This window comes from Sphingobium nicotianae, assembly GCF_018603885.1.
Lineage (GTDB): Bacteria > Pseudomonadota > Alphaproteobacteria > Sphingomonadales > Sphingomonadaceae > Sphingobium > Sphingobium nicotianae.
The window spans coordinates 96,854-120,609 of record NZ_JAHGAW010000011.1; the positions used below are offsets into that span (position 1 = coordinate 96,854).

Annotated in this window: 25 protein-coding genes; 15 read left to right on the forward strand and 10 right to left on the reverse strand. The window is 65.6% G+C overall.

The genetic code is table 11. The features are described from left to right. Positions 1–107: 107 nt before the first annotated feature. The gene (locus KK488_RS16340; protein WP_214624772.1) at positions 108–851 is read right to left on the reverse strand and encodes a hypothetical protein; all 744 of its coding nucleotides are present in this window, start codon (positions 849–851) and stop codon (positions 108–110) included. A 10-nt stretch (positions 852–861) separates the two neighbouring features. Next, positions 862–1,434 carry a TetR family transcriptional regulator gene (locus KK488_RS16345; RefSeq protein ID WP_214624773.1) on the reverse strand — a complete coding sequence of 191 codons (573 nt, stop codon included), beginning with the start codon at positions 1,432–1,434 and terminating at the stop codon, positions 862–864. A 74-nt stretch (positions 1,435–1,508) separates the two neighbouring features. On the opposite strand from KK488_RS16345, the gene KK488_RS16350 reads away from it, so the two are divergent. Next, positions 1,509–2,582, forward strand: coding sequence for an aromatic ring-hydroxylating dioxygenase subunit alpha (locus KK488_RS16350; protein ID WP_214624774.1), 1,074 nt, complete (start codon positions 1,509–1,511; stop codon positions 2,580–2,582). A gap of 30 nt (positions 2,583–2,612) precedes the next feature. Here the strand turns inward: KK488_RS16350 and KK488_RS16355 are convergent, their stop codons facing one another. After that, positions 2,613–3,683 (reverse strand): alkene reductase, encoded by a 1,071-nt coding sequence (locus KK488_RS16355; protein ID WP_214624775.1) that lies wholly within the window; start codon positions 3,681–3,683, stop codon positions 2,613–2,615. Between the two features lie 156 nt (positions 3,684–3,839). Here KK488_RS16355 and KK488_RS16360 point away from each other — a divergent pair, with 156 nt between their 5' ends. The 4 genes from KK488_RS16360 (at position 3,840) to ssb (ending at position 7,499) form a co-directional block, all read left to right on the forward strand. Beyond that, positions 3,840–4,523, forward strand: coding sequence for a COQ9 family protein (locus tag KK488_RS16360; protein WP_214624776.1), 684 nt, complete (start codon positions 3,840–3,842; stop codon positions 4,521–4,523). A 204-nt stretch (positions 4,524–4,727) separates the two neighbouring features. Further along, positions 4,728–5,021, forward strand: a complete 294-nt coding sequence (locus KK488_RS16365) for a FeoA domain-containing protein (RefSeq protein WP_214624777.1) — start codon at positions 4,728–4,730, stop codon at positions 5,019–5,021. Next, the gene (feoB, locus tag KK488_RS16370) at positions 5,021–6,886 is read left to right on the forward strand and encodes a ferrous iron transporter B (RefSeq protein WP_214624778.1); all 1,866 of its coding nucleotides are present in this window, start codon (positions 5,021–5,023) and stop codon (positions 6,884–6,886) included. Before KK488_RS16365 ends, feoB begins: the two co-directional genes overlap by 1 nt. Before the next feature lie 85 nt (positions 6,887–6,971). Next, positions 6,972–7,499 (forward strand): single-stranded DNA-binding protein, encoded by a 528-nt coding sequence (gene ssb, locus KK488_RS16375; protein WP_214624779.1) that lies wholly within the window; start codon positions 6,972–6,974, stop codon positions 7,497–7,499. A gap of 85 nt (positions 7,500–7,584) precedes the next feature. Here ssb and KK488_RS16380 read toward each other — a convergent pair whose 3' ends face one another. Both KK488_RS16380 and KK488_RS16385 read right to left on the reverse strand, forming a co-directional pair. Continuing rightward, the gene (locus KK488_RS16380) at positions 7,585–8,226 is read right to left on the reverse strand and encodes a hypothetical protein (RefSeq protein ID WP_214624780.1); all 642 of its coding nucleotides are present in this window, start codon (positions 8,224–8,226) and stop codon (positions 7,585–7,587) included. Positions 8,227–8,467: 241 nt separating this feature from the next. Further along, entirely contained in the window at positions 8,468–8,632 is a 165-nt protein-coding gene (locus tag KK488_RS16385) for a DUF1674 domain-containing protein (RefSeq protein ID WP_214624867.1), read from the reverse strand. A gap of 121 nt (positions 8,633–8,753) precedes the next feature. On the opposite strand from KK488_RS16385, the gene KK488_RS16390 reads away from it, so the two are divergent. The 9 genes from KK488_RS16390 to KK488_RS16430 all read left to right on the forward strand — a co-directional run bounded on the left by KK488_RS16390 (position 8,754) and on the right by KK488_RS16430 (position 20,003). Continuing rightward, positions 8,754–10,097 carry an RsmB/NOP family class I SAM-dependent RNA methyltransferase gene (locus KK488_RS16390; protein ID WP_214624781.1) on the forward strand — a complete coding sequence of 448 codons (1,344 nt, stop codon included), beginning with the start codon at positions 8,754–8,756 and terminating at the stop codon, positions 10,095–10,097. Between the two features lie 77 nt (positions 10,098–10,174). Beyond that, positions 10,175–10,837 carry a ribulose-phosphate 3-epimerase gene (gene rpe, locus KK488_RS16395; protein WP_214624782.1) on the forward strand — a complete coding sequence of 221 codons (663 nt, stop codon included), beginning with the start codon at positions 10,175–10,177 and terminating at the stop codon, positions 10,835–10,837. Then, positions 10,834–12,597 (forward strand): heparinase II/III family protein, encoded by a 1,764-nt coding sequence (locus KK488_RS16400; protein WP_214624783.1) that lies wholly within the window; start codon positions 10,834–10,836, stop codon positions 12,595–12,597. The genes rpe and KK488_RS16400 overlap by 4 nt, the downstream gene beginning before the upstream one ends. A 281-nt stretch (positions 12,598–12,878) precedes the next feature. Further along, the gene (locus KK488_RS16405; RefSeq protein ID WP_432653858.1) at positions 12,879–13,571 is read left to right on the forward strand and encodes a pentapeptide repeat-containing protein; all 693 of its coding nucleotides are present in this window, start codon (positions 12,879–12,881) and stop codon (positions 13,569–13,571) included. Between the two features lie 93 nt (positions 13,572–13,664). After that, complete coding sequence (gene purH / locus KK488_RS16410) at positions 13,665–15,254, forward strand: bifunctional phosphoribosylaminoimidazolecarboxamide formyltransferase/IMP cyclohydrolase (RefSeq protein ID WP_214624785.1); 1,590 nt, start codon at positions 13,665–13,667, stop codon at positions 15,252–15,254. Positions 15,255–15,378: 124 nt separating this feature from the next. Continuing rightward, positions 15,379–16,155, forward strand: a complete 777-nt coding sequence (locus KK488_RS16415) for a cell envelope integrity TolA family protein (protein ID WP_349356912.1) — start codon at positions 15,379–15,381, stop codon at positions 16,153–16,155. Between the two features lie 79 nt (positions 16,156–16,234). Continuing rightward, positions 16,235–17,800 (forward strand): NAD(P)/FAD-dependent oxidoreductase, encoded by a 1,566-nt coding sequence (locus KK488_RS16420; protein WP_214624786.1) that lies wholly within the window; start codon positions 16,235–16,237, stop codon positions 17,798–17,800. 14 nt (positions 17,801–17,814) lie between these two features. Further along, on the forward strand, positions 17,815–18,210 hold the full coding sequence (locus tag KK488_RS16425) for a GtrA family protein (protein ID WP_214624787.1): 396 nt from the start codon (positions 17,815–17,817) through the stop codon (positions 18,208–18,210). A 41-nt stretch (positions 18,211–18,251) separates the two neighbouring features. Beyond that, entirely contained in the window at positions 18,252–20,003 is a 1,752-nt protein-coding gene (locus KK488_RS16430) for a hypothetical protein (protein ID WP_214624788.1), read from the forward strand. Here KK488_RS16430 and msrB read toward each other — a convergent pair whose 3' ends face one another. The 3 genes from msrB to KK488_RS16445 form a co-directional block, all read right to left on the reverse strand. Then, entirely contained in the window at positions 20,004–20,492 is a 489-nt protein-coding gene (gene msrB / locus KK488_RS16435) for a peptide-methionine (R)-S-oxide reductase MsrB (protein ID WP_214624789.1), read from the reverse strand. A gap of 100 nt (positions 20,493–20,592) precedes the next feature. After that, on the reverse strand, positions 20,593–20,955 hold the full coding sequence (locus KK488_RS16440) for a hypothetical protein (RefSeq protein WP_214624790.1): 363 nt from the start codon (positions 20,953–20,955) through the stop codon (positions 20,593–20,595). A gap of 7 nt (positions 20,956–20,962) precedes the next feature. Next, positions 20,963–21,628: an EI24 domain-containing protein gene (locus tag KK488_RS16445; RefSeq protein WP_214624791.1), complete on the reverse strand. Its 666-nt coding sequence runs from the start codon at positions 21,626–21,628 to the stop codon at positions 20,963–20,965. 125 nt (positions 21,629–21,753) lie between these two features. On the opposite strand from KK488_RS16445, the gene KK488_RS16450 reads away from it, so the two are divergent. Further along, complete coding sequence (locus tag KK488_RS16450; protein WP_432653859.1) at positions 21,754–22,749, forward strand: adenosine kinase; 996 nt, start codon at positions 21,754–21,756, stop codon at positions 22,747–22,749. Position 22,750: 1 nt separating this feature from the next. Here the strand turns inward: KK488_RS16450 and KK488_RS16455 are convergent, their stop codons facing one another. Both KK488_RS16455 and phbB read right to left on the reverse strand, forming a co-directional pair. Then, on the reverse strand, positions 22,751–23,008 hold the full coding sequence (locus tag KK488_RS16455) for a ribbon-helix-helix domain-containing protein (protein WP_432653860.1): 258 nt from the start codon (positions 23,006–23,008) through the stop codon (positions 22,751–22,753). 5 nt (positions 23,009–23,013) lie between these two features. Beyond that, entirely contained in the window at positions 23,014–23,736 is a 723-nt protein-coding gene (gene phbB, locus KK488_RS16460) for an acetoacetyl-CoA reductase (RefSeq protein WP_214624793.1), read from the reverse strand. Positions 23,737–23,756: the final 20 nt, after the last annotated feature.

Consider the following 23,756-nt stretch of genomic DNA (forward strand, 5'->3'; position numbering starts at 1 on the left):
ATTGGAGCGACGGATCGAAGGTGTGCCAGTCTCTATCCTGTTTAGACTGGACTGGCTTGTGTTCCTGCGAAAGCAGGAACACTGATTCCGCTCACGCAGGATAAGCTCTAGTCGGCCTTGATCGGCAGCTCGATGTAACCGCTGTTGCCGGTCTTCAGATTATGCGCGGCAATCCCGAGCCGGTAGGCGCCCCTGCCGGGCAGCGTGAGGTCGCCTTCAAATCCGCCCGGTGCCGTGATGAAGGCGAGCGGCGCAGCCCCGACCACCTTCCCACGCTGCCGCAGCGTCGCTTTGACTTCATAATCCGCCGCATCCCACAGGCCCCCGGGCGTGATCGGGCACCCGCACATCAACTCGACCTTCGCGCTGATCTTCGCCGCCACGCCCGAGATCCTTGCCTGCGGCGTGATGACGAGACCCGGCAGCTCGATTGTCCAGCCCTCCCCCTGCGTCATGCCTTCTCCCGGCATGATCCAGCGCTGCTGGCTCGCTCGCAGCGCCGATCCGGGGTGGCCAAGCGGACCCTCGACCGTCAGTTCGACCAGCGTCGGCTGCGCAATATCGAGGCTCGCCGCATAGGCCGCGGCCCCCTCACTACTACGGAGCGGGCTGCGACCGGACGCATGCATGATCCGGTCGGTGTCGCCGGTGCCGCCCTGCGTGACGCCCTCGGCCAGACGCTTGCCGCTCCGCACATCGCGCAGCGTCACCCGCGCGCCGCCCATCGACGTGCCGATGAACTTGGCGTCGCGCGCGATCACGCGGACGGTGACCGGCGTCGGCTCGGCCAGGGATGGCGCGGCGATCACAAGCAGCACCATCGCAATCAGGCCGTGAAATCGGTTGGACATGCAGCGTCTCCTATCTGCCCGGGCAGGCATCGGCAAAGCCGCTGACCAGCGCCTTCAGGCCAATGTCGAAACTCTCGTCGAAGTCCAGCATCTCGTCGAGATAGTCGTGCATCGGCCCGTTGGCCTCGAAGCTGGCCCAGCCGAGCGCGAAGGAAATGACCGAGGCAACGAACGCGAGCGCGCGCCCCTGATCGAGTCCGAGTGCGGCCAGCGGCGCAGCGATGCGCGCGGCATGATCGGCGACGTCACGGTCGCGCGGGGCAGGCGCGCTGGCGCAGAGGCGCGCGCCGTCGCGATGCGTGGCGAAGGTGGCGCGCAAAGCATGGCCGAAGCCGCGCAGCCAGTCACGCCAATGGGCCGCATGCGGCACGCCGGCATAGGCCGGCGCATAGATGTCCTGCGCCATCAGGCCGAGCAGTTCGCCCTTGTCCGCAATATGCCAGTAAAGCGCGGGCGCCTGCACACCCAGCCGCGCGGCCAGCCGGCGCATCGAGAGGCCCTCCAGCCCCTCTTCTTCAAGCAGCGCGAAAGCGGCGCCGACCAATCGGTCACGATCGAGCGCGGGAGCAGCGGAGCGGGCCATGTCGCAATGGATTGACTGTTTAACACTGTTAAGTCAACATCGCGGCAGGAGAGAAACTGCAAGAGCGCCACATCATGACTGCATCAGCCCATGCACCCGCCCCTTATGTCCGCAATGCCTGGTACGTCGCCGCCTGGTCGCAGGATCTGGCGGCGGAAAAGCCATTCGGCCTGACCATCCTGGGCGAACCGATTGTCCTGTGGCGTACGGCGAGCAACGCCATTCACGCGCTGGAGGATCGCTGCGTCCACCGCCTCGCACCGCTGTCTCTCGGCCGCTGCGAAGGCGAACGGCTGCGCTGCATGTATCATGGCCTGCTCTTCGATGCCGCCGGCAAGGTCGTCGAGATACCGGGGCAGGACATCATCCCGGCTCAGGCGCGGGTGAAGCATTATGCGGTCATCGAGCGGCATAGCTGGGTCTGGGTCTGGATGGGCGCGGCGGAGACGGCCGATCCGGCGCTCATTCCGCCCGCCGTCGGGTTCGACGATCCCGATTATCTCCTCGGCCACGGCCATCTCGATTATGCGGCCGAGGCGCGGCTGATCAACGACAATCTCCTCGATTTCAGTCATCTTTCCTACGTCCATGCCAACAGCTTCGGCGCCGGACCGCAATTCGCGCAGACGCAGCCGACGATCACGCCGCTCGACCGGGGCGTGCGTGTCCAGCGCTGGAGGACCAACACATTCGGCCAGAGCAATCGCAAGTCGCCGGTGCCGATCGACACCTGGCAGAGCTACGACTTCCTCGTGCCGGGCGTCCTCCTGATGTGGAGCGGGCAATATAAGCTCGGCGCGGCGCAGGCGCTCGATTTCGCGCCGCCCGTCATGGACGACGCGATCGGCGGACTCAATTTCACGAGCCAGGCGGTGACGCCGCTGACCGGCACGACTTCGCGCTATTTCTTCTCCTGGGGACCGCACCGCCGCCATGGCGACGAAGCGACGCGCGACGCGATGATGGCGATGGCCGGCATGGCGTTCGCCGAGGACAAGCTGATGATCGAGGCGCAGCAGCGCATGATCGACGTGACGGCCGACCCGCGCATCATGCCGACCAGTCACGATCGCGGTGTGATCCTGTTCAATCGGCTGGTGAAGAAGCTGGCCGGCGACGGCGGCGAGGCGGCGAGAGACGCCGCATAGCGACGTCCTCGCACCTCCTCCTCTCGGGCGTCAGGCGCTCGCCACTTCGTAGCGCGGATAATCCGCATAGCCCTCGTCGATTGGCTGATAGAGGCCCGGCCCCTGCTTGACCTCGGCAAGCGGATGCCCTTCCTGCAGGCGATCGACCAGATCGGGATTGGCGATGAATGGCCGGCCGATACTGATCGCGTCCGCCCGGCCATCGGCGACCGCGGCATTGCCATCCGCCAGGCCATACTCGCCGTTCAACACGAGCACGCCGCCGAACACGGCGCGGACCGCCGGCGATACGGGCTGCTGCGCGTCATTGCGCGCTTCCTTGAGCTCCAGGAAGGCGATACCGATCCTGTCGAGTTCGCGCGCCGCATAGACGAAGAGCGGCTCGGGATTGGAATCGATCACGCCCTGCACGTCGCCATTGGGCGAGAGCCGCACCGAGACCTTGTCAGAACCCACCGCATCGACCAGCGCCTGCGTCACTTCGAGCAGGAGCCGCGCGCGATTCTCGATCGAGCCGCCATAAGCATCCTCGCGATGATTGCCCGAGTCGCGCAGGAACTGGTCGATGAGATAGCCATTGGCGCCGTGCAGCTGAACGCCGTCGAACCCCGCGCGGATCGCATTCTTCGCAGCGTGGACATAGTCGGCGATAATGCCGGGGATCTCGTCCAGCCGCAGCGGCCGCGCCTCGACATGGGGCTGGCGGCCCTCATAGGTGAAGGCTTCGCCGGGCGCGGTCGTCGCGCTCGCAGAGACAGGTTGCGCGCCCGACATCGCCGGATGGACGACCCGGCCCATGTGCCAGAGCTGCGCGACGATGCGTCCGCCCGCATCGTGCACGGCCTGCGTCACCGGCTTCCAGGCTTCCACCTGCTCGTCGGTCCAAAGGCCCGGCGAATAAGGCCAGCCCGCCCCCTGCACGCTGATCGGCGCGGCCTCGCTGATGATGAGGCCAGCACCGGCGCGCTGCGCATAATAATCGGCCATGCGCGGCAGCGGCACATGCTCTCGGGTGGCGCGTCCACGCGTCATCGGCGCCATCATGATGCGGTTGGACAAAGTGACACCGCCGATTGTGATCGGATCGAACAGACTGGTCATGGAAACTCCCCATCAAGGCAATTAGAAATCACGCCTACCCGCGCCGAAAGCTAGGATGCGGCTGCCCATTCGACAATGGGCTCGCTTCCCAAGGAAAACTTGCCGCCCTGCCTGTCGAACTTTCGCGCCGCCTCGCGATCAGCTAGGGACGAGGTCATGATCAGCCCAGCGCGCCCCGAGACAGGACTTCGAGAAGACGAGACGCTCGACGAACTGCGCCTGCGCCTCGCTCCTTTGGTTGCGGCCAATGCGGCCTTCGACGGCTGGAGCAAGGTCGCCGTCGCGAGCGCCGCTGAAGCCGCCGGGGTGGATCGCGATATCGCCGCCCTGGCGTTCGATGGCAGCGCGATGGTCATGATCGATGCCTGGTTCGCCAGTGTCGATGCCGCGATGCTGACACGTTTACCTCCCGGGATGCTGGCGGCGATGAAGATTCGCGAGCGCATCACCGCGCTGGTCGAGGCCCGCCTCGATCTGCTTGCGCCGCATCGCGAGACGCTGCGTCGCGCGCAAGCCATTCTCGCCATGCCGAAAAACGTCAGTCGCGCCGCGCAACTCGGCTGGCGCGCGGCCGACACGATGTGGCGCGCGGCGGGTGACACGGCCGTCGACTATAATCACTACACCAAGCGCGCCACGCTCGGCACGGTCTACGCCGCAACCCTGCTCGTCTTCGTCAATGACGAGAGCGAGGATCATGCCGATACGCGCGCCTTCCTCGCCCGGCGCATCGACGGGATCATGCGCTTCGAAAAAGCCAAAGCGCGCTTCACCGCCGGCGCGGACAATCATTTCAGCATTCCCCGCTTCTTGGGGCGCCTGCGCTACCGAGGACGGTAGCACAGCGGATCTCACCTACTCCGTCCGGTGCCAGCGTCCGTGGAGCTTGTCGAGACGGCTTTCGAAAATGGCAGTCTCGCGGAATTTTCTCCACTCCGCTTCTCGAGTTCGCTCGAAACGAACAGAGGACTTGAACCGCCGCTTGCCCCTCGCTTCCGTTATTGATAATCACTCGCAGGAATCGCTCGAAAGCCCCACCTGCCCGTGCTCCTGACCAAACTCACGCCCAATCTCCCGGCCTATGTCGATATCGTCGACTGGTCGGCCATGTCAGAGACGGACGGACGACGCCTGCGGGAGCTGGGTCTCTGCGAAGGGGCAAGCATCGAGCTGCTACACCGCGCGGGCTTCACAGGCCGCGGCGCGCATGCCTGCCGGGTCGGGCGCATGATCGTCGCGATGCGCGCTGCCCATGCCGCGGCAATCACCGTGCGCTCTCAGATGGACCCGATTGACTCGGTGGCAGACGGGATGTCACGCGAGGTGGGCGCCGCCTGATGGACCACGCCGGCATGATCGCGCTGGTCGGCAATCCCAATGCCGGCAAGAGCGCCCTGTTCAATGCACTGACCGGCGCGCGCCAGAAGGTCGGCAACTATCCCGGCGTCACCGTCGAGCGGAAGGCCGGCCGGCTGGCGCTCGCAGACGGGCGCCAGGTCGATATCGTCGATCTGCCCGGCACCTATAGCCTCGACCCCAAGAGCCCGGACGAGACCGTCACCCGCAATGTCATCTTCGGTTATCAGGAAGGCGAACGCACGCCGGACGTGCTGGTCATCGTCGTCGACGCCGCCAATCTCGACAATCATTTGCGCTTCGCGCTGGAGCTGATCGCGCTCGGTCGCCCCTGCATCATTGCGCTCAACATGGTCGATCTGGCGACGCGTGACGGGCTGGAGCTGGATGCCGGGCGCCTGTCGGAGGATCTGGGCGTGCCGGTGATCCCGACCGTGGCCGTGCGCCGGCGCGGGCTCGATCATCTGCGCGAGACGATCGAAGCGGCGGTCCCGGCTCATGGCCTGCCGAAGTCGGTGCATGCCGAGAATGTGACGTTCGACGAAGCGCGGTTGCGCCGCGAGGCCCAGCGCATCGCCCGCCGCGCGATCGTCTCGGAAACGCCGACGCGGCGGCTGACCGGCGCGATCGACAAGGTGGTGCTGCATCCGGTCGGTGGCTTGCTGCTGCTGTTCGGGCTGATGTTCGTGGTCTTCCAGGCCGTGTTCAGCTGGTCGGAAGCGCCGGTCGCGATGATTGAGGATGCCTTCAAGGCGCTTGCGGGCCTTGTCCAGACCATCCTGCCCGAAGGCTTCTGGCGCGATCTCATCATCCAGGGCGCCATCGCCGGCGTCGGCTCGGTGGTCGTCTTCCTGCCGCAGATCCTCATCCTCTTCTTCTTCATCCTGATGCTGGAGGCGACCGGCTACATGACCCGCGCCGCCTTCCTGATGGATGGCCTCATGGCGCGCGTTGGCCTCTCGGGCCGCGCCTTCATCCCCCTGCTCTCCAGCTTCGCCTGCGCGGTGCCTGGCATCATGGCAACGCGGACGATCGCCGACCCCAAGGACCGGCTCACGACGATCCTGATCGCGCCGCTGATGACCTGCTCCGCGCGCTGGCCGGTCTATACGCTGATCATCGGCGCGTTCATCCCGGCGCGCACGGTCGGCTATGGCATCGGCCTGCAGGGGCTTGTGCTGTTCGGGCTGTTCATCTCGGGGATCATCGGCGCGCTCCTGGTGGCGAGCGTACTGCGCCTCACCGTCACCAAGGGGGGCGGCGGCAGTTTCCTGATGGAGCTGCCCAAATATCAGATGCCGCTGCTGCGTGACGTGGTCCTGGGTCTGTGGCAGCGCGCCATCATCTTCCTGAAGCGCGCCGGTACCATAATCTTCTTCACGACGATCGTCCTGTGGCTGCTCCTTTCATTCCCCAAGCCGCCGGCCGGAGACCCGACGCTGCCGGTGAATTACAGTACGGCGGGCCGCATCGCGAGTGTGCTGACGCCTGTGCTGCGGCCGATCGGCTTCAATCATGAGATCGCGCTCGCGCTGATCCCGGCCATGGCCGCGCGCGAGGTTGCCGTCTCCGCCCTCGCCACCGCCAATGCCATCGCCGAGAGCGACGACGAGGACGCGACGGCCAAGACACTGGGCGAGCATCTGCAAGGCCGCTGGACGCTGCCGACGGCGCTCGCCTTCCTCGCCTGGTTCGTCTTCGCCCCGCAATGCATCTCGACCATCGCCGTCACCCGGCGCGAGACCAACGGCTGGCGCTGGCCGCTGTTCATGGTGGGCTATCTGTTCACGCTCGCTTATATCGCGGCAGGCGCGACCTACTGGACGGCGGTCGCCGCGGGGCTTTAGCGTCCATCGGCGGCCCTAGACGGCGGCCTCTGCGCGACTATAAGCGGGTGAAATCTTCATCCCATTCAAGTCTCCGGAGAGCCCCATGGCAGGCAGCGTCAACAAAGTCATTCTCGTCGGCAATCTCGGCGCCGACCCTGAAGTGAAGAGCTTCAGCAATGGCGGGCGCATCTGCAACCTGCGCATCGCGACCTCGGAAAACTGGACCGATCGCGCCAGTGGCGAGCGCAAGGAACGCACCGAGTGGCACAGCGTCGTGATTCGCTCCGACGGTCTCATCGGCATCGCCGAGCGCTACCTGCGCAAGGGCAAGAAGGTCTATATCGAGGGATCGCTGCAGACCCGCAAATGGCAGGACCAGAACGGACAGGATCGCTACTCGACCGAGATCGTGCTGTCCGGCCCCGGCTCGGTGATGACGATGCTGGACGGCGGCCCCGGCGAAGGCGGCGGCGCACGCTCGGGCGGCGGTGGCGGCGGCAGCCGCGAAGGCTGGGGCAATGACGATGCCGGCGGCGGCTTCGGCGGCGGCCGTCCGGCGGGCGGCGCGGCGCGCTCGGGTAGCGGCGGCGGCTTCAACGATGGTCTGGACGACGACGAAATCCCGTTCTGAACCACCAGGTCGTCCCCGTGGCCCGAAGGCCGACGAGCCACAGCCGGGATTGCTACGGTACTGATCCTGCGTGCGCAGCTCGGCCTCACAATCCCGAGATCTGCTCCCTGATACGCTCCAGCTGGGCGGTCTCGCGCGCAATTTCCTCCGCCGAGAGCCTGACCAGGCTATTCTTGAGATCGCGGCATTCCACGCCGTCCGCCTGAACGTCCTGCGTGCCGTCGACCAGCAGCAGCCGGAACTGGGCCGTGCGCTGGAGCGTCCCGTCAATATCGGCGATGACGGTGAGCACCTGCTTGTCATGGCGGTCGCGCATCGCGACCAGCGCCCGCAGCTCGGCGAGCAGCTTCTGCATGGTCGGACGCGTCCGGCCGCCGACCGCGCGCACATCGCCGAAGGATTCGCGCATCACCGCGAGCTTTTCCGCCGTCGTCCGCTCGAGCCGGCCCCAAGCGAGGATGAGCCCGCCAATCGCCTCCAGCAGCGGGCGATTCGAGACGTCGCCGTCGGCGCAGCTACGTAAACCGGGGAAGAGCTCGATCTGATCGGTCGCGCGCCGGCCATAGTTGACCGGCGCGGGCGACTGCGATGAGGAAGACTGGGAAGAAGCGGGCGGCAGAACTCCTGAGGACGGTTCGCCGGCCGGCGTGGGATGACCGGCCGGCGTTCCGTCGTCGACCGGTGTGGGAAGTCCAGTCGAAGCAGAAGTTCGGTTAGAATCGGTCAAGATAGAAGCCCGGATGATAGAGATGCGTCATAGCCCAGTGGTGGGAGCACCAAGCTATAGCAAACCGCATCAAGTCCTAAGACCACACGTCCCGATTCTGTTTTCCGGCCTCTCGTGAGCCGGTATGGGCACTATATGACGCAAAAATGACGGGGATGCATGCGAAAAGTGATCCAAAAAGAGACAAATTTACAGAGCTGTCCGAAATAAGTGCAAAAAAACGGACGAGGCGTGCCATCATCTAGAAATCAACGGCAATTCCCTTGATCTCCCAGTCGCCATATCGGGTCGGATCAAGGCGATTTTCATCGGCGGGCGACGCGGCGTCTGATTCGACAGGCGCAGGGACGGGCGGACTCTTGGAGAGATGGGCCGGAGCCTTCACATGATCGGGGCGCTTCCCCATAACACTTGCAATCCTTGCATTCGCGGGCAGATCAGCCGGCATCCTACGGGCCTGGACCGCCACCGCGCAAGCTTGACGAATTGCCGCGCACGGGCGCGCTTGCCTGCTATAGGCGCTGGCCATGCCACATCCTGATCGCCCATCCCAAGCGCGGCCGGCCGGCGCCCGGCGCGGCAATGCCCAATCCGCCGGCGCCATGCCCGCCGGCTTTCCCGCCCGACGCGCCGCGCTGCGCCTGCTCGACGCTGTGCTGCGTCGCGGCCAGCCGCTCGAACAGGCGCTGGGCAGCGCGACGAAGGATATGGGCCTGCCCGCCGACCGCGCCCTGGCGCACAATATCGCCGCGCTCACGCTGCGCCATCTGCCCGATCTCGATGATCTGATCGACAGCGCTACCCGCCAGAACCTGCCCGACGACGCCAAGGCGCGCACGGTGCTGCGCCTCGCACTGGCGCAGGCGCTGTTGCTCGACACGCCGCACCATGCCGTGGTCGCCACGGCCCTGCCGCTGGTCGACGGCGGCCCGCGCAAGCTCGTCCATGGCGTGCTGAGCGCACTGCTCAAGCGCCACCCCACCCTGCCCCCCGCACCGCGCCTGCCCGCAGACGTCGAGGAACGCTGGACCGCCGCATGGGGCGAAGACATGGTCGCGGCGGCGCGCGCCACGATCGCCCAGCGCGCCCCGCTCGATCTCAGCCTGCGCGATGCCGCCGCCACCGCCGATTGGGCGGCCCGGCTCGGCGGCGTCTCGCTCGCGCCCGGTCATGTCCGCCTGCCCGCCGACAGCGAGGTGACGGCGCTGCCCGGCTTTGGCACTGGCGATTGGTGGGTGCAGGATCTCGCCGCCTCGCTGCCCGCGCGTCTGCTCGGGTCAGGCGAGCGCCGGCATGTCCTGGACCTCTGCGCCGCGCCGGGCGGCAAGACCATGCAGCTTGCGGCGGCCGGCTGGCGCGTCACCAGCGTCGACCAGTCGCAGCGCCGCAGCGAGCGGCTCCGGGCCAATCTCGCACGCACCGGCCTGGCGGCGGAGGTCATCCATGCCGATCTGCTCGATTGGCAGCCCGATGCACCGGCCGACGCCATCCTGCTCGACGCACCCTGCACCGCGACGGGCATCTTCCGCCGTCATCCGGATGTCATCCACCGCATTGGCCCACGCCAGATTGCCGAGCTGGCCGAGCTGCAGGCCGCTCTGCTCGATCGCGCGCTCGGTTGGCTCAAGCCGGGCGGCCGTCTCGTCTATGCGACCTGCTCGCTCGAACCGCAGGAGGGGGAAGCGCAGATCGCGGCGTTGCTGGCCCGGCGGAGCGACGTAAGGCGCGTGGCGATCGACCCCGCCACCCTCCCGTCGGGCATCCCCCCGACCCCCGACGGCGCGCTGCGCACGGTCCCCGGCATGTTGCTGGAACAAGGCGGCCTGGATGGCTTTTTCGTGACAATCCTGTCCCGCTCCGAGTCACTTTGAGGCGGCTCGTCGAAACCATCCACAACTTTGTCCACCATGCGGTTGCGCTGCCGGAATCGCAGAGCTAAGCGAAATTCATGGTGCCATCCGTCCGTATTGCGCCCTCTATACTCTCAGCCGATTTCGCGCGCCTCGGAGAGGAAATCCGCGCGATCGACGAAGCCGGAGCGGACTGGATCCATGTCGACGTCATGGATGGCCATTTCGTGCCCAATCTGACGATCGGCCCGATGGTTGTGAAGGCGCTGCGCCCGCACACCACTAAGACCTTCGACGTGCATCTGATGATCTCGCCGGTCGACGCCTTTCTCGATGCTTTCGCGCAGGCTGGCGCCGACATCATCACTTTCCATCCGGAGGCGGGGCCACACAGCCATCGCACCGTCCAGCACATCAAGTCGCTCGGCAAGAAGGCCGGCGTCTCGCTCAATCCGGGAACCCCCGCCAAGATGCTCGATTACCTCATCGACGAAGTCGATCTGGTGCTGATCATGAGCGTCAATCCCGGTTTCGGCGGGCAAAGCTTCATCGAGAGTCAGCTCCGCAAGATCGAGGCGGTCCGCAAGATGATCGACAAGTCCGGCCGTGAGATCGCGCTGGAGGTCGATGGCGGCATCGACGCCACCACCGCGCCGCGCGCCATCGCCGCGGGCGCCGACGTGCTGGTCGCGGGCACGGCGACCTTCAGGGGCGGCCCGTCCGCTTATGCCGCGAACATCGCGGGACTGCGCGGATCATGAGCACGCGCCCCCGTCCTTTGGCCCGCCCCGCTCCGGTGATCGAGCCGCCGGAGGAAGACGGCATCGAGCAGGGCAAGCGGCTCATCCGCCTGTCGGACGATCGCGGCATCAGCCTCACCCAGCGCATCGCCAATCATTTCTACCGGATGACCTGGGCGACGCCGTTCCACACGATGCGCCTCAAGGGCAAATATCCGCTCAAGCTGCTCGCTGTCCCGGACGATGCCATCCCCGGCGATCCGCGCGCCGGCAAGGCGCTACGCGCGGGCTATTTCTTCTTCCGCGGCATGAAGCAGTCGGTCATCGGCATGGACTGGCGCAAGATCGACCAGCCCGATGCCTTTGTCGACTATCTGCATGGCTTCCGCTGGCTGCGTGATCTCGCCGCCGCGACCAGCCGCGACAATGCCGTGCCCGTCGCCGAGGCGATGATGCGGCAGTGGCTGGAAGCGCATGGCGAAACGGTGAGCGAGCCGGCCTGGCGCGTCGACAATTGCGCCTGGCGCATTCTGTTCTGGACGGCCTATTCGCCCTTGATCCTGTCGAGCGGCGATCTCGTCTATCGCAGCCTCGTGCTCAATGGTATCGCCCGCACCGCCCGCCATCTCGATCGTGGCGCGGACAAGGCGCCGGTGGGCCTGCCGCGCGTCACGGCTTGGGTCGGCATCGTCGCCGCCAGCCTGCTGCTGCCCGGCGGTGAAGGGCGCCGCGTGTTCGGCGAAGCGGGCCTCAAGCGGGCGCTGGAAGGTGCTTTCTACGCGGATGGCGGGATCATCTCGCGCTCGCCGATCGAGCAGATCGAGGCGATCACCTTGCTCGCGATGCTCCGCGCCGTCTATGACGTGCGGCGCGAAGATCTGCCGGTTTTCGTCGCGCAGAGCCTGGAGCGGATGGTTGCGGCCCTGCTCGGCATCCTTCATGGCGATGGCGCGCCCGGCAGCTGGCAGGGCGGCGCGCCGATCGATCCTGCCCGTATCACCGCGATCGTCGCGGCGACCGGCATCCGCACCCGCCCGCTGCGCCAGGCGCGCGACTGGGGCTATCAGCGGCTCGCCGCCGGCACCACGGTCGTGCAGCTCGACGCCGCGCCTCCGCCGGTCGCGCGGCTCGCCAGGAATGGTTGCGCCTCGACCGGCGCGATGGAACTGTCCGATGGCGCAACACGCATCATCGTCAATTGCGGCGGCGCCGCGCTGGCCGGCTCGATCCTGCCGATCGACCTTGCGCAAGGCTTGCGCACCACCGCGGCCCACTCGACCCTCATCCTGGACGACAGCAATTCGACCGCGATCATGCCGGACGGCTCACTCGGCAAGGGCGTCAGCGAAGTGGAGCTGGACCGGCACGAGATGGAGCAGGGCAGCCGCCTCGAAGTCGCGCATGACGGCTATGCGCGGCGCCTCGGCTTCGTGCATCGCCGCATCCTCATGCTCTCGAACGAGGGCCGCGAGCTGCGCGGCGAGGATGTGCTGCTGCCTGCCGAGAAGCGCAAGAAGATCGCAGAGTGCCCGGTCGCCATCCGCTTCCATCTCGGCACCGAGATCGAGCCGACCCTGACCGCCGACAAGCAGGGCGCCCTGCTGCGGACCGGCCATGGCACGCTCTGGCAATTCCGCGTCGGCGCCGGCGAGCTCGCGATCGAAGACAGTCTGTGGGTCGATGGCGAGGGGCGTCCGCACCCGACCCAGCAGCTCGTCGTCCACATGGTCACGGGTTCCGGCGGCACCAGCATCGGCTGGTTGCTCAAGAAATCGGGATAGGCCGGGCGACGCCTTCCGTCGCCATCGGATGGTGCCTCCAGCATATCCGCCTGTCCTACACGGCTGCCTGCATGCCAAGATATGCCGCGTTCGCTCTTTGACCGCGTGAATCCGTCTCGAAAATCTAGACCCCCTTCTCGTTCAAGGGAGGATTTTTGCCAAAAATCACATGCGCGATATGCAAGAAGTCAGCGAAGTTCGGAATGACAAATGGCGCTGACATGAACGACCATGCCGATCGATAGACTCCCGGCCCAAGCCAGGCAGAAACGGATTATATGATGACCGATCAGTCCCCCGATCACATCATTCAGGGCCGTCGCATGGCTATTGCCGATATCGCGGCGCTGACGGCGACAGATACGCCGCATCATCTCGCCGGGTGCGACATGGAAGAGCTCAGCCTTGCAGAGCGCGACCTCACCGGATGGACATTTGAACGCTGCAGCCTCCAGCGCGCAGACTTTCGCGGAGCGAAGCTGGAGGGCACGACATGGCGGTCATGCCGCGGCGGATTCGCGAGCTTTCTGGGCAGCGACCTGACGGAGGCCTCCCTAATATCGAGCGATTTCAACAATGCCGACTTTCGCCGGTCCAACCTGGCATCGGCGGTGTTTCAGGGCTGTAAACTGACCGGCGCCGATCTGTCCGAGGCGCGGATGATGGAAGTCCGGTTCGACGAAACCTTGCTCATCAATGCCAGGCTGCCATCCCACAGCTTCCGGAAGATGACGCTGAACAAGATCGATTTCAGCCAGGCCGATCTGCGCAGAGGCGATTTCCGGGCGGCCATCTTCGTCGATTGCAGCCTGCGCGAGGCCAATCTGACGAACGCGCGGTTCGAGGGCGCCGATCTTCGCGGTGCCGATCTCGGCGGTTTGCGTCTGATGGATGCCGCCAAGTTTCGCGGCGCAACGATTTCGCGCGAGCAGGCCGGTCAACTGCTCGGGGAACTCGGCTTGAACGTGCGATAGAGGCCGTTGCCGCTTGACGATCCGCGCCCGACAGGAGAGGGGGTGCGCGCCCCGCCGGCAGTCACAGAGGCCAAGGAATAAGGAACGAGACCGATGCAGGACGTCATCATCCGCAGGGCTTTGCTCTCCGTGTCGGATAAGACTGGGCTGATCGAGCTGGGTCAGGCGCTCGCGCGACACGGCGTCGAGCTGGTCTCAACCGGCGGCTCGGCCAAGGCGCTGCGCGATGCCGGCCTCGACGTGCGCGACATCTCGGATCTCACCGGCATGCCCGAGATGATGGACGGCCGGGTCAAGACATTGCATCCCAAGGTGCATGGCGGTCTGCTTGCGGTGCGTGACAATCCCGAGCATGTCGCCGCCATGGCCGAGCACGGGATCGGCGCGATCGATCTGGTGGTGAGCAATCTCTATCCTTTCGCGCAGACGCTCGCCAAGGGCGCGGACCGTGACGAGATTATCGAGAATATCGACATTGGCGGCCCGTCCATGGTCCGCTCGGCCGCGAAGAACCATGCGAGCGTAACCATCGTCACCGACCCGGCGGACTATACCCGCCTCATCGAGGAAATGGACGCGAAGAGTGGCGCGACGAGCTACGACTTCCGGCGGATGTGCGCAGCCAAGGCCTTCGCTGCAACGGCCGCCTATGACGCCATGATCGCGGGCTGGTTTGCCACGGTCGATCTGGGCGAGACCTTCCCGGCAACGCAGGTGGCTGCGCGCAAGTTGGTCATGCCGTTGCGCTATGGCGAAAATCCACACCAGCGCGCCGCGCTCTACGTTTCCGCCGGGCAGCACACCAGCGGCATCGCCCAGGCGCGCCAGGTGCAGGGCAAGGAGTTGAGCTATAATAACCTCAACGACGCCAATGCCGCGCTCGAGCTGGTCGCCGAATTTCGCGACGGGCCACCAACAGTCGTGATCACCAAGCATGCCAATCCCTGCGGCGTGGCGACCGGCGAGACTCTGATCGAGGCCTATCGCGCCGCCTTCCAGTGCGACACCGTTTCGGCCTTCGGCGGGATCATCGCCGTCAACCGGCCGCTCGACGCGGTGACAGCCGAAGCGATCAGCGAAATCTTCACCGAAGTCGTCGTTGCGCCAGATGCCGACGAGGCCGCGCAAGCGGTGTTCGCGAAAAAGAAGAATCTGCGCCTGCTGCTGACCGGCACCTTGCCCGATCCGGCGCGTAGCGGACAGAGCGTGACGGTCATCGCCGGCGGCATCCTGGTGCAGGACCGCGACAATGGCCACGTAACGCGTGACCAGCTTAGGGTGGTAACGAAGCGCGCACCGACGAGCCAGGAGCTCGAGGACTGCCTGTTCGCCTGGACTGTCGCCAAGCATGTGAAGTCCAATGCCATCGTCTATGCCAAGGACGGCGTGACGGCCGGCATCGGCGCCGGGCAGATGAACCGCCGCGACTCCTCGCGCATCGCCGCGATCCGCGCCCGCGAAGCCGCCGAGATTGCCGGCTGGGCCCAGCCGCGCACGGTCGGCAGCGCCGTGGCATCCGACGCCTTCTTCCCCTTCCCGGATGGATTGATCGCGGCGGCGGAGGCCGGCGCCACGGCCGTGATCCAGCCCGGCGGCGCAATGGGAGATGCCGCCGTCATCGCCGCGGCGGACGAGGCCGGCCTCGCCATGATGTTCACGGGCATGCGCCACTTCCGCCACTGATAAAGCTCAGTCATTTGGCGTTAAGGGGGATGCGCGCAAAGCGCTGGCGCGATAATCGTCGGGCGTGTTGGCAGGTGGACTTCAAAACTTTTTTCCCGCTCGCCGCTCCGGCGATGCCCGGGCTGTGACGGACTTGCCCGTCTCCGGCCGGGGAGGTTACGGGCGCGAGCGCAAGCTCGGGCCGCTCGCGCTCACTGTTCTTCTACATATCCTGGTGATCGGCCTCCTCTTGCTCCAGAAGGGCGCGCCGGTCCCGCGCAAGATCGAGGAATCGCTGACGACCGTCTTCATGCCCGAGGCCAAGGAGGACAAAGGCGACAAAGCCAAGGCGAAGACCGAGCAGAAGGAAAAGAAGCGGGAGAGCGCCAGCGCGGCATCGGAGCCCAAGCCGACACCGACACCGCCGGTAGAGCAGCCCAAGACGCCTCCGCCGCCCATCCCCATCGGCCCATCCTGGCTCAACATGAGCCGTGCCGAGTTCGCCGCCAGCGACATCTCGAAAATGGCGCGCGCGCAAAGAAACACGGGTGACAGCGGCGATACCGGCGACAGCAGCTCGACCTATGGGCCCGGCGAAGGGCCGGGCGGCGTACGGCTCTACAATGCGGACTGGTATCGCAAGCCCACCGATGCAGAGATTGGTGGATATATGACGGCCAGCATGCCGCGCAGGGGCTGGGGCCTGATCGCCTGCCAGACGATCGAGCGCTATCATGTCGACAATTGCCAGACGTTGGGCGAATCGCCGCTGGGCTCCGGCTTCGGCCGGGCGGTGCGGGAAGCGGCGTGGCAGTTTCTGGTCATGCCGCCGCGCATTAACGGAAAGCCCCAGGTCGGCGCCTGGGTGCGCATCCGCATCGACTATGGCGTAACCGAGGGTGGACCCGACAAACCGGGCTGATCTGACACCCGCTTAACCTTTTATTAGCTCAATTCGTTCACTCCCGGACGCGATCGAAACGTTCCCGGGGAACCGCTCCATGTCGCGTCCTGACCAGCCCGTCGATGTCGCCATCATCGGGGCGGGGCCAGCTGGCCTCACCGCCGCCTATCTGCTGACCAAGGCGGGCTATCGCGTCACGGTTATCGAAAAGGATCCGACGCAGGTCGGCGGCATCAGCCGCACGGTCGAGCATGACGGCTTTCGCTTCGACATTGGCGGCCACCGCTTCTTCTCGAAGTCGAAGGAAGTGGTCGACCTGTGGAACGAGATCCTGCCGCACGACTTCATCGATCGGCCGCGGATGAGCCGCATCTATTACCAGGGCAAATTCTACAGCTATCCGCTGCGCGCCTTCGAGGCGCTGCGCAATCTGGGCATCTGGCGCTCGACCTTGTGCATGGCGAGCTATGCCAAGGCCAAGCTGGCCCCGATCAAGGAGGTGAAGAGCTTCGAGGACTGGGTGGTCAACCAGTTCGGCCGCACGCTCTATTCGATCTTCTTCAAGACCTACACCGAGAAGGTGTGGGGTATGCCCTGCGACGAGATGTCCGCCGACTGGGCCGCCCAGCGCATCAAGGGTCTGTCGCTCGGCGCCGCCGTGCTCGACGGCCTCAGGCGCAGCCTCGGTCTGAACAAGAAGCCCAACGACGGCATGGGCACCAAGACCTTGCTCGAGAATTTCCGCTATCCTCGCCTCGGCCCCGGCATGATGTGGGATGCCGCGCGCGATTTCGTCGTCGCCGGCGGCAATCAGGTGCTGATGGGTCATGCATTGCGGCAACTCAGCCAGGACCAGGTTACTGGCGAGTGGCGCGTCGCCGCAACGACCACGAGCGGCGAGATCGTGACGATCAAGGCCAGCCATGTGATCAGCTCGGCACCGATGCGCGAGCTGGCAAGCCGCATTCATCCGGTGCAGGCGACGCTCGGCAACGCCCTGTCGCTCAACTATCGCGACTTCCTGACCGTGGCGCTGATGATCAAGTCGGAGGATCTCTTCCCCGACAACTGGATCTATATCCATGATCCGCGCGTGAAGGTCGGCCGCGTGCAGAATTTCCGCAGCTGGTCGCCCGAAATGGTGCCCGATCCGGACATTGCCTGCGTCGGCCTCGAATATTTCTGCTTCGAGGGCGATGGTCTCTGGTCATCGAGCGACGAGGAACTGATCGCGCTTGCGACGCGCGAAATGGAGCTGATGGGTCTCATCCAGGGCGAGCAGGTCGTTGGGGGTGCCGTCGTCCGGCAGGAAAAGGCCTATCCGGTCTATGACGAGACCTATGCCGCCAACGTGACCGCAATGCGCGAGGAGCTGGAAGAGAAGTTCCCGACGCTGCATCTGGTCGGCCGCAACGGCATGCATCGCTACAACAATCAGGATCACGCCATGATGACGGCGATGCTGACTGTTCGCAACATCGAGGCGGGCGCTAAAATCTACGACATTTGGCAGGTCAACGAGGATGCCGAATATCATGAGGCGGGCAACGAAGGCGCTCAGGAGGCCGCAGCGCGCGCAGATGCCCGAGCGTTGACGCCGAGCGAGCGTGCTGCGCTTACCAGCGAGCGCGACGTTCCCAAGCGCGCCAGGCGCGCGGCCTGAGCGGAGACGCGGCGATGACCGGCTTCCTCTCGCAGACCTACATCCGCTACGGCGCTGCAAGCGTCGTCGCGCTCGGCAGCGATATCGGCCTGTTCCTACTGTTTCTCGAGCTGGGCTTCTCGCCGATGACCGCCTCGGCGCTCGGCTATGGCATCGGCATCGGCAGTCATTGGCTGATCAGTTCGCGGCTCGTCTTTCCGGATGGCGCCGCGCCGCGCGGTCCGGAACGCAATCGGCAGAAAGGCCTGTTCGTTGGCTCGGCGCTCGTGGGCCTCGCAGTCACGACGGCCTTCGTGACACTCGGCAGCCTTGTCGGCCTGATGCCCATCGCCGCCAAGCTAATCGCCGTCGTCGTCAGTTTCCAGACCACCTACATGCTCCGCAGGGCAATCGTCTTCTCCGGATGGTAAGACAACCTGCCCTGTCCGCCGGCTCCGCTCGTGCACTTCTTGTGCTGCTCTGGCTCATCGCCAGTGCGGCCTTGATTGCCACGACCTGGCATTTCATCGTGCCGATGAATTTCCGCGATCCCGACGACGCACTGCGCCTCGTTCAGGTACGTGATCTACTCGCCGGGCAAAGCTGGTTCGATCTCACACAGCATCGCATTTTCCCGCCCAGTGGCGTGCCGATGCACTGGTCGCGCCTTATCGATCTGCCTATCGCCATCATGCTGAACGCGCTCAAGCCCCTGCTCGGTGCGCCGCTCGCGGAGCGAGTCACGCTGGTCACGATCCCCCTCCTGTTGCTGCTGGCGCTCGCCCTCGTCGTCTACAAGATCGCGCGCCATCTCAGTCTTGGACGCGGCACGGCACTGATCGCGGTCGCCATGCTGTTCAGTTCGCTCTCGATCCTCATCCAGTTCGCACCGATGCGCATCGACCATCACGGCGCGCAGGTGCTCTGCGGGGCAATCGCCGTTCTCGCTTTGGTCCGCAGCGACCGGCATGACGGCCACCTCGGCCTCATTGCTGGCATGGCCATGGCCTGCTGGATGCAGATTTCGATCGAGGGGCTGCCTTATGCGGTGGTCGCCGGCGTCATCCTGGGTCTTCGCCAGATCACTCGGACCGATCGCTGGCCGGATCTGCGCGCCTACATGATCAGCTTGACGGGCGTCTCGGCCGCCCTGCTCTTCGGCACGCATTATCCGTCCGATGCGCTCATCCCCTGGTGCGATTCATTCTCGCCGAGCTACCTCCTCCCGCTGGCGCTCACAACCGCGACAATGATCGGGGCGCGGCATTTCCTGCCGAAAGACAGCCTCGTCGCGCGTGGAGTCCCGCTAGCCCTCGCCGGCGTCGTGGGCTTGGTGAGCTTCCTTCTTCTCTCGCGGCAATGCCTGGCCGGCCCATTCGATACGCTCGATCCGATCGTCTATAAGCTCTGGTATCTCGCAGTCATGGAAGGACTGCCGGTCACGGCCCAAACGCCCGATTTGCGGGCGATGATCATCATGCCCTCGCTGCTTGGCCTGCTCGGCAGCCTGCTCGCCTGGCATCGCTCGCCGGATGGGCGGATGCGTGAAGCCTGGTTCAGCTTGCTGATGATGCAGATCGCAGCCTTCGCCGTGTCGCTGAGCGTCATGCGCGCCATGTCCTTCGCGCATGTATTGGCGCTGCCCGGTAATGCCATGCTGCTCGGCAGCCTGATGAGTGCAGCCCAACGCCTCACCTTCATGCCGCTGCGCGTCTGCCTCACGGCCGGGACGGTCATCGCGACACCATTTGGCGCCGCCTCGGCGGCGGCGGCCGCACTCGACATGCCGCAGGCGAGCAGCAAAGCCGCAAATCAGGTCGCCGACCGTTTTCGCTGCACGACCTATGACACGCTGCGCGGCCTGGATGCGCTGCCTAAGGCCATCTTGTTCACGCCGCTGGACATCGGCGCACATATGCTTGTCTATACACACCATGATGTTGTCGCGACCGGCCACCACCGCAATGTCGAGGGCATGAAGGCCGTGCTCGAGGGTCTGACCGCCGACCCAGACAACGCCCGGGTGATCGTGAACGGTACGCGTGCGGACTATGTCGTCTTCTGCCGTGGTGAGAACGAGATCGAAAAATATCGCAAACGCTATCCGCGCAGCCTGATTGCGGCGCTGATGGCCGGCAAGACGCCCGCCTGGCTGGTGCCCGTGACCATGCGCCGGGGTGAATCGGTGAAGGTCTATCGGGTGATCAAGGATCCGTCCGCCTGATCAGGCAGGCTGGAAAGTCATCGCCACTCCATTCATGCAGTAGCGCAGCCCAGTCGGCGCTGGGCCATCATCGAAGACATGGCCGAGATGGCCGCCGCACTTGCTGCAATAAACTTCCGTGCGAACATCACCGAGATCCCGGTCGATCCGGGTGCCTACCGCCTTGGGCAGCGGGCGATAGAAGCTCGGCCAGCCGGTGTGGCTGTCGAACTTGGTCCGCCAGTCAAACAGCTTCTGCCCGCAGCCCGCACAGGCGAAGATGCCTTTGCGGTGTTCGTTGTTGAGCGGTGATGTGAACGCGCGCTCGGTCGCCGCCTGACGCAGGACGGCATAGGCCGACGGACCGAGGCGCTTGCGCCATTCTGCATCGCTGAGCTGGAACGGAGCCTTGGGCCGCGGATCGCCCTCGCCCCCCCGCGCCATGCCTGTATAGAGAACGACGGCCGCCGTCGCGCCGGTCGCCAACAATGTCCGCCGATCGAAATTCATGGGCCTCTTCTCCCGCGTTCCAATGTGGGTTCGCAGAACGGGATCACAACCCGCCCTGCTCCAGTTACGCAGCCCTGGCCGGATCGGATGCAACATCTGTCTATTGCCCGCGCAGCATCCTTACACAGGCATTCCAGTTCATGTCTGCGCCGGCGCTGGTCCGTGCTTCGACGAGCGTCACCAGCGGCTCGCGATCGGGCGCGGGCGGATAGAGGTAGGTATCGAGCACGCATTGGCCATTGGCGAACTGCAGCTTGCGCACCGTGGGATCGCGAATGTCGAGACGGGGCTCGCCGAACAGCAGCTTGAGGCCGCGCGCGTCCGCGCCGATAACGCCGGTCGGCTGCGGCTTGCTCGCAGGCGTGAATCCGACCGCCGGGGGCGGCAGGGCAGGCTGGGGGACGAGGGTCGGGCCGCAGGCAGCGAGAGGAGCCAGGGCGAGCAAAGTGAGAAAACCGCGCATGGATGGCTCAGCGCATCTGTCGACCATGGAACATATGCGTGGCCATAGCCACGCTCCACACTGGTGCAAGCAGGTTGATGACCGGGGGCACGAACAACAGTGCCGAAACCACGCCGAGCTGCCAGCGCTGTCCGGAGGTGAAGCGCGGCAGACCGGGATGCCGCCCTTCGACCAGTTCAGCCAGGTCTCGGCCGAGCAGATAGGCATTGACGAGGAGAAACAGCAGCGGTGCCCCTACGCCCGTGACCAGCAGCACGGCATAGAGAGGCAAGACGGCGAGATTCCAGCCGATGGCGCGCAAGCCCGAGCGAATCGCGACACGCGCTCCCTCGATCGGCGGCACAGCCCGGGCAAGATCGTGGCGCGCGCCATAGCTCGCCCTCTCGACGGCCGCGACCAGACGCTCGGCATAGAGCCCGACGATGGCGATCGCGACGGCGCGGAACAGCAGCCAGGCGCAGAGGATGCCGATTGACACGGCCAGCACCGCGCCGGCCACGCCCGCACCTTGCAGCCAGCCGGCCTGCATGAGTAACGCGCGCAAGCCCAGCCAGACAAGGGCGCCCAGCGCCAGGAAAACCAGCAGGGTCAGCCCCAGCGTCCGCCACAGCACGGCGCGAACGGCCGGCAGGCCGATCTGCGGCAGGGCGCGGAACAGGGCCTGAAAGATCATGGCATGACGTCAGAGCAGCAGGAGCCGCTTGTCAATCGTCCCGCCCAGCTTGCGGCCCGAAATTCCGCACGGTACAGGCCATGACCGCACCAAAGCGCGATCCACTCGCACCGAAAGGACTCCTCTTGCCCGACCCCACGCTCGATGTCGTCGCTATCGGCAATGCCATCGTCGACGTCATCTCGCAGGAAGACGACGCATTCATCGCCGAGCATGCGCTGACCAAGGGCGGCATGCAGCTCATCGACACCGACGAGGCGGAGCTGCTCTACGCCGACATGGGCGCGGCGCGCGAAGTATCCGGCGGCTCGGCGGCCAATACGCTCGCCGGCATGGCCGCGCTCGGCGGCAAATGCGGCTTCATCGGCCAGGTCTTCGACGACCAGCTCGGCGCCATCTTCGCCCACGACATTCGGACGCTCGGCATTCGCTTCGAGACGGCGGCGGCGACCGACGGCCCGCCCACCGCGCGCTGCCTGATCATGGTGACCCCTGATGCGCAGCGCACGATGAACACCTTCCTCGGTGCCTCGCAGTTCCTGCCCGCCACCGCGCTCGATCTCGACATGATCCGTGCGGCGCGCATCCTCTATCTTGAGGGTTATCTGTGGGACCCCGAGCAGCCTCGCGCCGCGATGCGCGAGGCCATCGCAGCGGCGCGCGGAGCCGGGCGCGAAGTCGCCTTCACCTTGTCCGACGCCTTCGTGATCGACCGGCATCGCGAGGACTTCCTGGCGCTGATCGACGGCAGACAGATCGATATTCTCTTCGCCAACGAGGCGGAAATCACCTCGCTGGCCCAGACCGATGATTTCGAGAAGGCCGTCGCCCGGTTCGCGTCGAAACTCAAGATCCTCGCGGTGACGCGCGGCCCGCACGGCGCCATCGCAATCCGGGACGGCGCGCGGCACGAATGCGGCGCGGCACCCGTTGCCAAGGTGACCGACACGACGGGCGCGGGCGATCTGTTCGCGGCGGGATTTCTCACCGGCTATGTGCGCGGCAAAGCACCCCACGAATGCCTCGCTCTGGGCGCGATCTGCGCGGCGGAGGTCATCTCGCATTATGGCGCGCGACCGGAAGCGGACCTGAAACAGCTCGTTGGCGGATTTCTGGACTGATTTATCGTGGCGGGGAGTCCCCGGCCTCTGCCAGCAGCCAGCAGCGGATCGCGCTCGCCAGATTCGGCGGATCGGCCACCGCGATCCGCTCGGCGTCGATCCGCGCGACCAACGCGCTGTAGGGCAGGCCCTGCGCCTGCGCGCGCAGCTCCAGCGCGCGCCAGAAGACCGGCTCCAGGCTAATCGAGGTAGTGTGGCCGGCGATGGTCATGCTGCGCTTGACCGGGCCGGCATAGAGCGGTGGCGAGTCCTTGCTCACCGCACTCAATACATGTGCTGGCCGCCGTTGATCGACAGGGTCGATCCCGTCACGAAGCCCGCATCCTCGCTGCACAGGAACGCCACGCCGCGTGCGATCTCATGGGCGTGGCCGAGCCGGCCGACCGGCACGCGCGCGACGATCTTCTCCAGCACCTGCGGCGGGACGGCGGCGACCATGTCGGTATCGATATAGCCGGGCGCGACAGCGTTGACGGTGATCCCGTAGCGCGCGCCCTCCTGGGCCAGCGCCTTCGTGAAGCCATGAATGCCGGACTTGGCGGCGGCATAATTGACCTGGCCATATTGGCCGGCCTGACCGTTGATCGAGCCGATATTGACGACCCGGCCCCAATTGCGATCGCGCATCGAGGCGAAGGTCGCCTTGCACATGTTGAAGCAGCCGCCGAGATTGACGCGCATCACGTCGGTCCAGTCCTCGAAGCTCATCTTCATGAGGACGCCGTCGCGGGTGATGCCGGCATTGTTGACCACCACCTCGATCGGCCCGAGATCGGCGGCGACCTTGGCGCAGCCATCCAGGCAGGCCTGGTGATCGCCAACATCCCATTGATAAGCGGGGATACCGGTCTCATCGGTGAAAATCTTCGCCTTCTCGGCATTGCCGGCATAGTTGGCGGCCACCGTATAGCCCATGTCGCGCAGAGCGAGGCTGATCGCCTCGCCGATGCCGCGGGTGCCGCCGGTCACGATCGCCACTCTGCTCATGCACTTCCTCTCCAGATACC

Excerpts from the sequence above, each read along its gene's own strand:
- KK488_RS16340 (WP_214624772.1), bottom strand. The coding sequence starts at position 851 with ATGTCCAACCGATTTCACGGCCTGATTGCGATGGTGCTGCTTGTGATC.
- KK488_RS16345 (WP_214624773.1), bottom strand. The coding sequence starts at position 1,434 with ATGGCCCGCTCCGCTGCTCCCGCGCTCGATCGTGACCGATTGGTCGGC.
- KK488_RS16350 (WP_214624774.1), top strand. The coding sequence starts at position 1,509 with ATGACTGCATCAGCCCATGCACCCGCCCCTTATGTCCGCAATGCCTGG.
- KK488_RS16355 (WP_214624775.1), bottom strand. The coding sequence starts at position 3,683 with ATGACCAGTCTGTTCGATCCGATCACAATCGGCGGTGTCACTTTGTCC.
- KK488_RS16360 (WP_214624776.1), top strand. The coding sequence starts at position 3,840 with ATGATCAGCCCAGCGCGCCCCGAGACAGGACTTCGAGAAGACGAGACG.
- feoB (WP_214624778.1), top strand. The coding sequence starts at position 5,021 with ATGGACCACGCCGGCATGATCGCGCTGGTCGGCAATCCCAATGCCGGC.
- ssb (WP_214624779.1), top strand. The coding sequence starts at position 6,972 with ATGGCAGGCAGCGTCAACAAAGTCATTCTCGTCGGCAATCTCGGCGCC.
- KK488_RS16385 (WP_214624867.1), bottom strand. The coding sequence starts at position 8,632 with ATGGGGAAGCGCCCCGATCATGTGAAGGCTCCGGCCCATCTCTCCAAG.
- KK488_RS16390 (WP_214624781.1), top strand. The coding sequence starts at position 8,754 with ATGCCACATCCTGATCGCCCATCCCAAGCGCGGCCGGCCGGCGCCCGG.
- rpe (WP_214624782.1), top strand. The coding sequence starts at position 10,175 with ATGGTGCCATCCGTCCGTATTGCGCCCTCTATACTCTCAGCCGATTTC.
- KK488_RS16400 (WP_214624783.1), top strand. The coding sequence starts at position 10,834 with ATGAGCACGCGCCCCCGTCCTTTGGCCCGCCCCGCTCCGGTGATCGAG.
- KK488_RS16405 (WP_432653858.1), top strand. The coding sequence starts at position 12,879 with ATGACCGATCAGTCCCCCGATCACATCATTCAGGGCCGTCGCATGGCT.
- purH (WP_214624785.1), top strand. The coding sequence starts at position 13,665 with ATGCAGGACGTCATCATCCGCAGGGCTTTGCTCTCCGTGTCGGATAAG.
- KK488_RS16420 (WP_214624786.1), top strand. The coding sequence starts at position 16,235 with ATGTCGCGTCCTGACCAGCCCGTCGATGTCGCCATCATCGGGGCGGGG.
- KK488_RS16425 (WP_214624787.1), top strand. The coding sequence starts at position 17,815 with ATGACCGGCTTCCTCTCGCAGACCTACATCCGCTACGGCGCTGCAAGC.
- msrB (WP_214624789.1), bottom strand. The coding sequence starts at position 20,492 with ATGAATTTCGATCGGCGGACATTGTTGGCGACCGGCGCGACGGCGGCC.
- KK488_RS16440 (WP_214624790.1), bottom strand. The coding sequence starts at position 20,955 with ATGCGCGGTTTTCTCACTTTGCTCGCCCTGGCTCCTCTCGCTGCCTGC.
- KK488_RS16445 (WP_214624791.1), bottom strand. The coding sequence starts at position 21,628 with ATGATCTTTCAGGCCCTGTTCCGCGCCCTGCCGCAGATCGGCCTGCCG.
- phbB (WP_214624793.1), bottom strand. The coding sequence starts at position 23,736 with ATGAGCAGAGTGGCGATCGTGACCGGCGGCACCCGCGGCATCGGCGAG.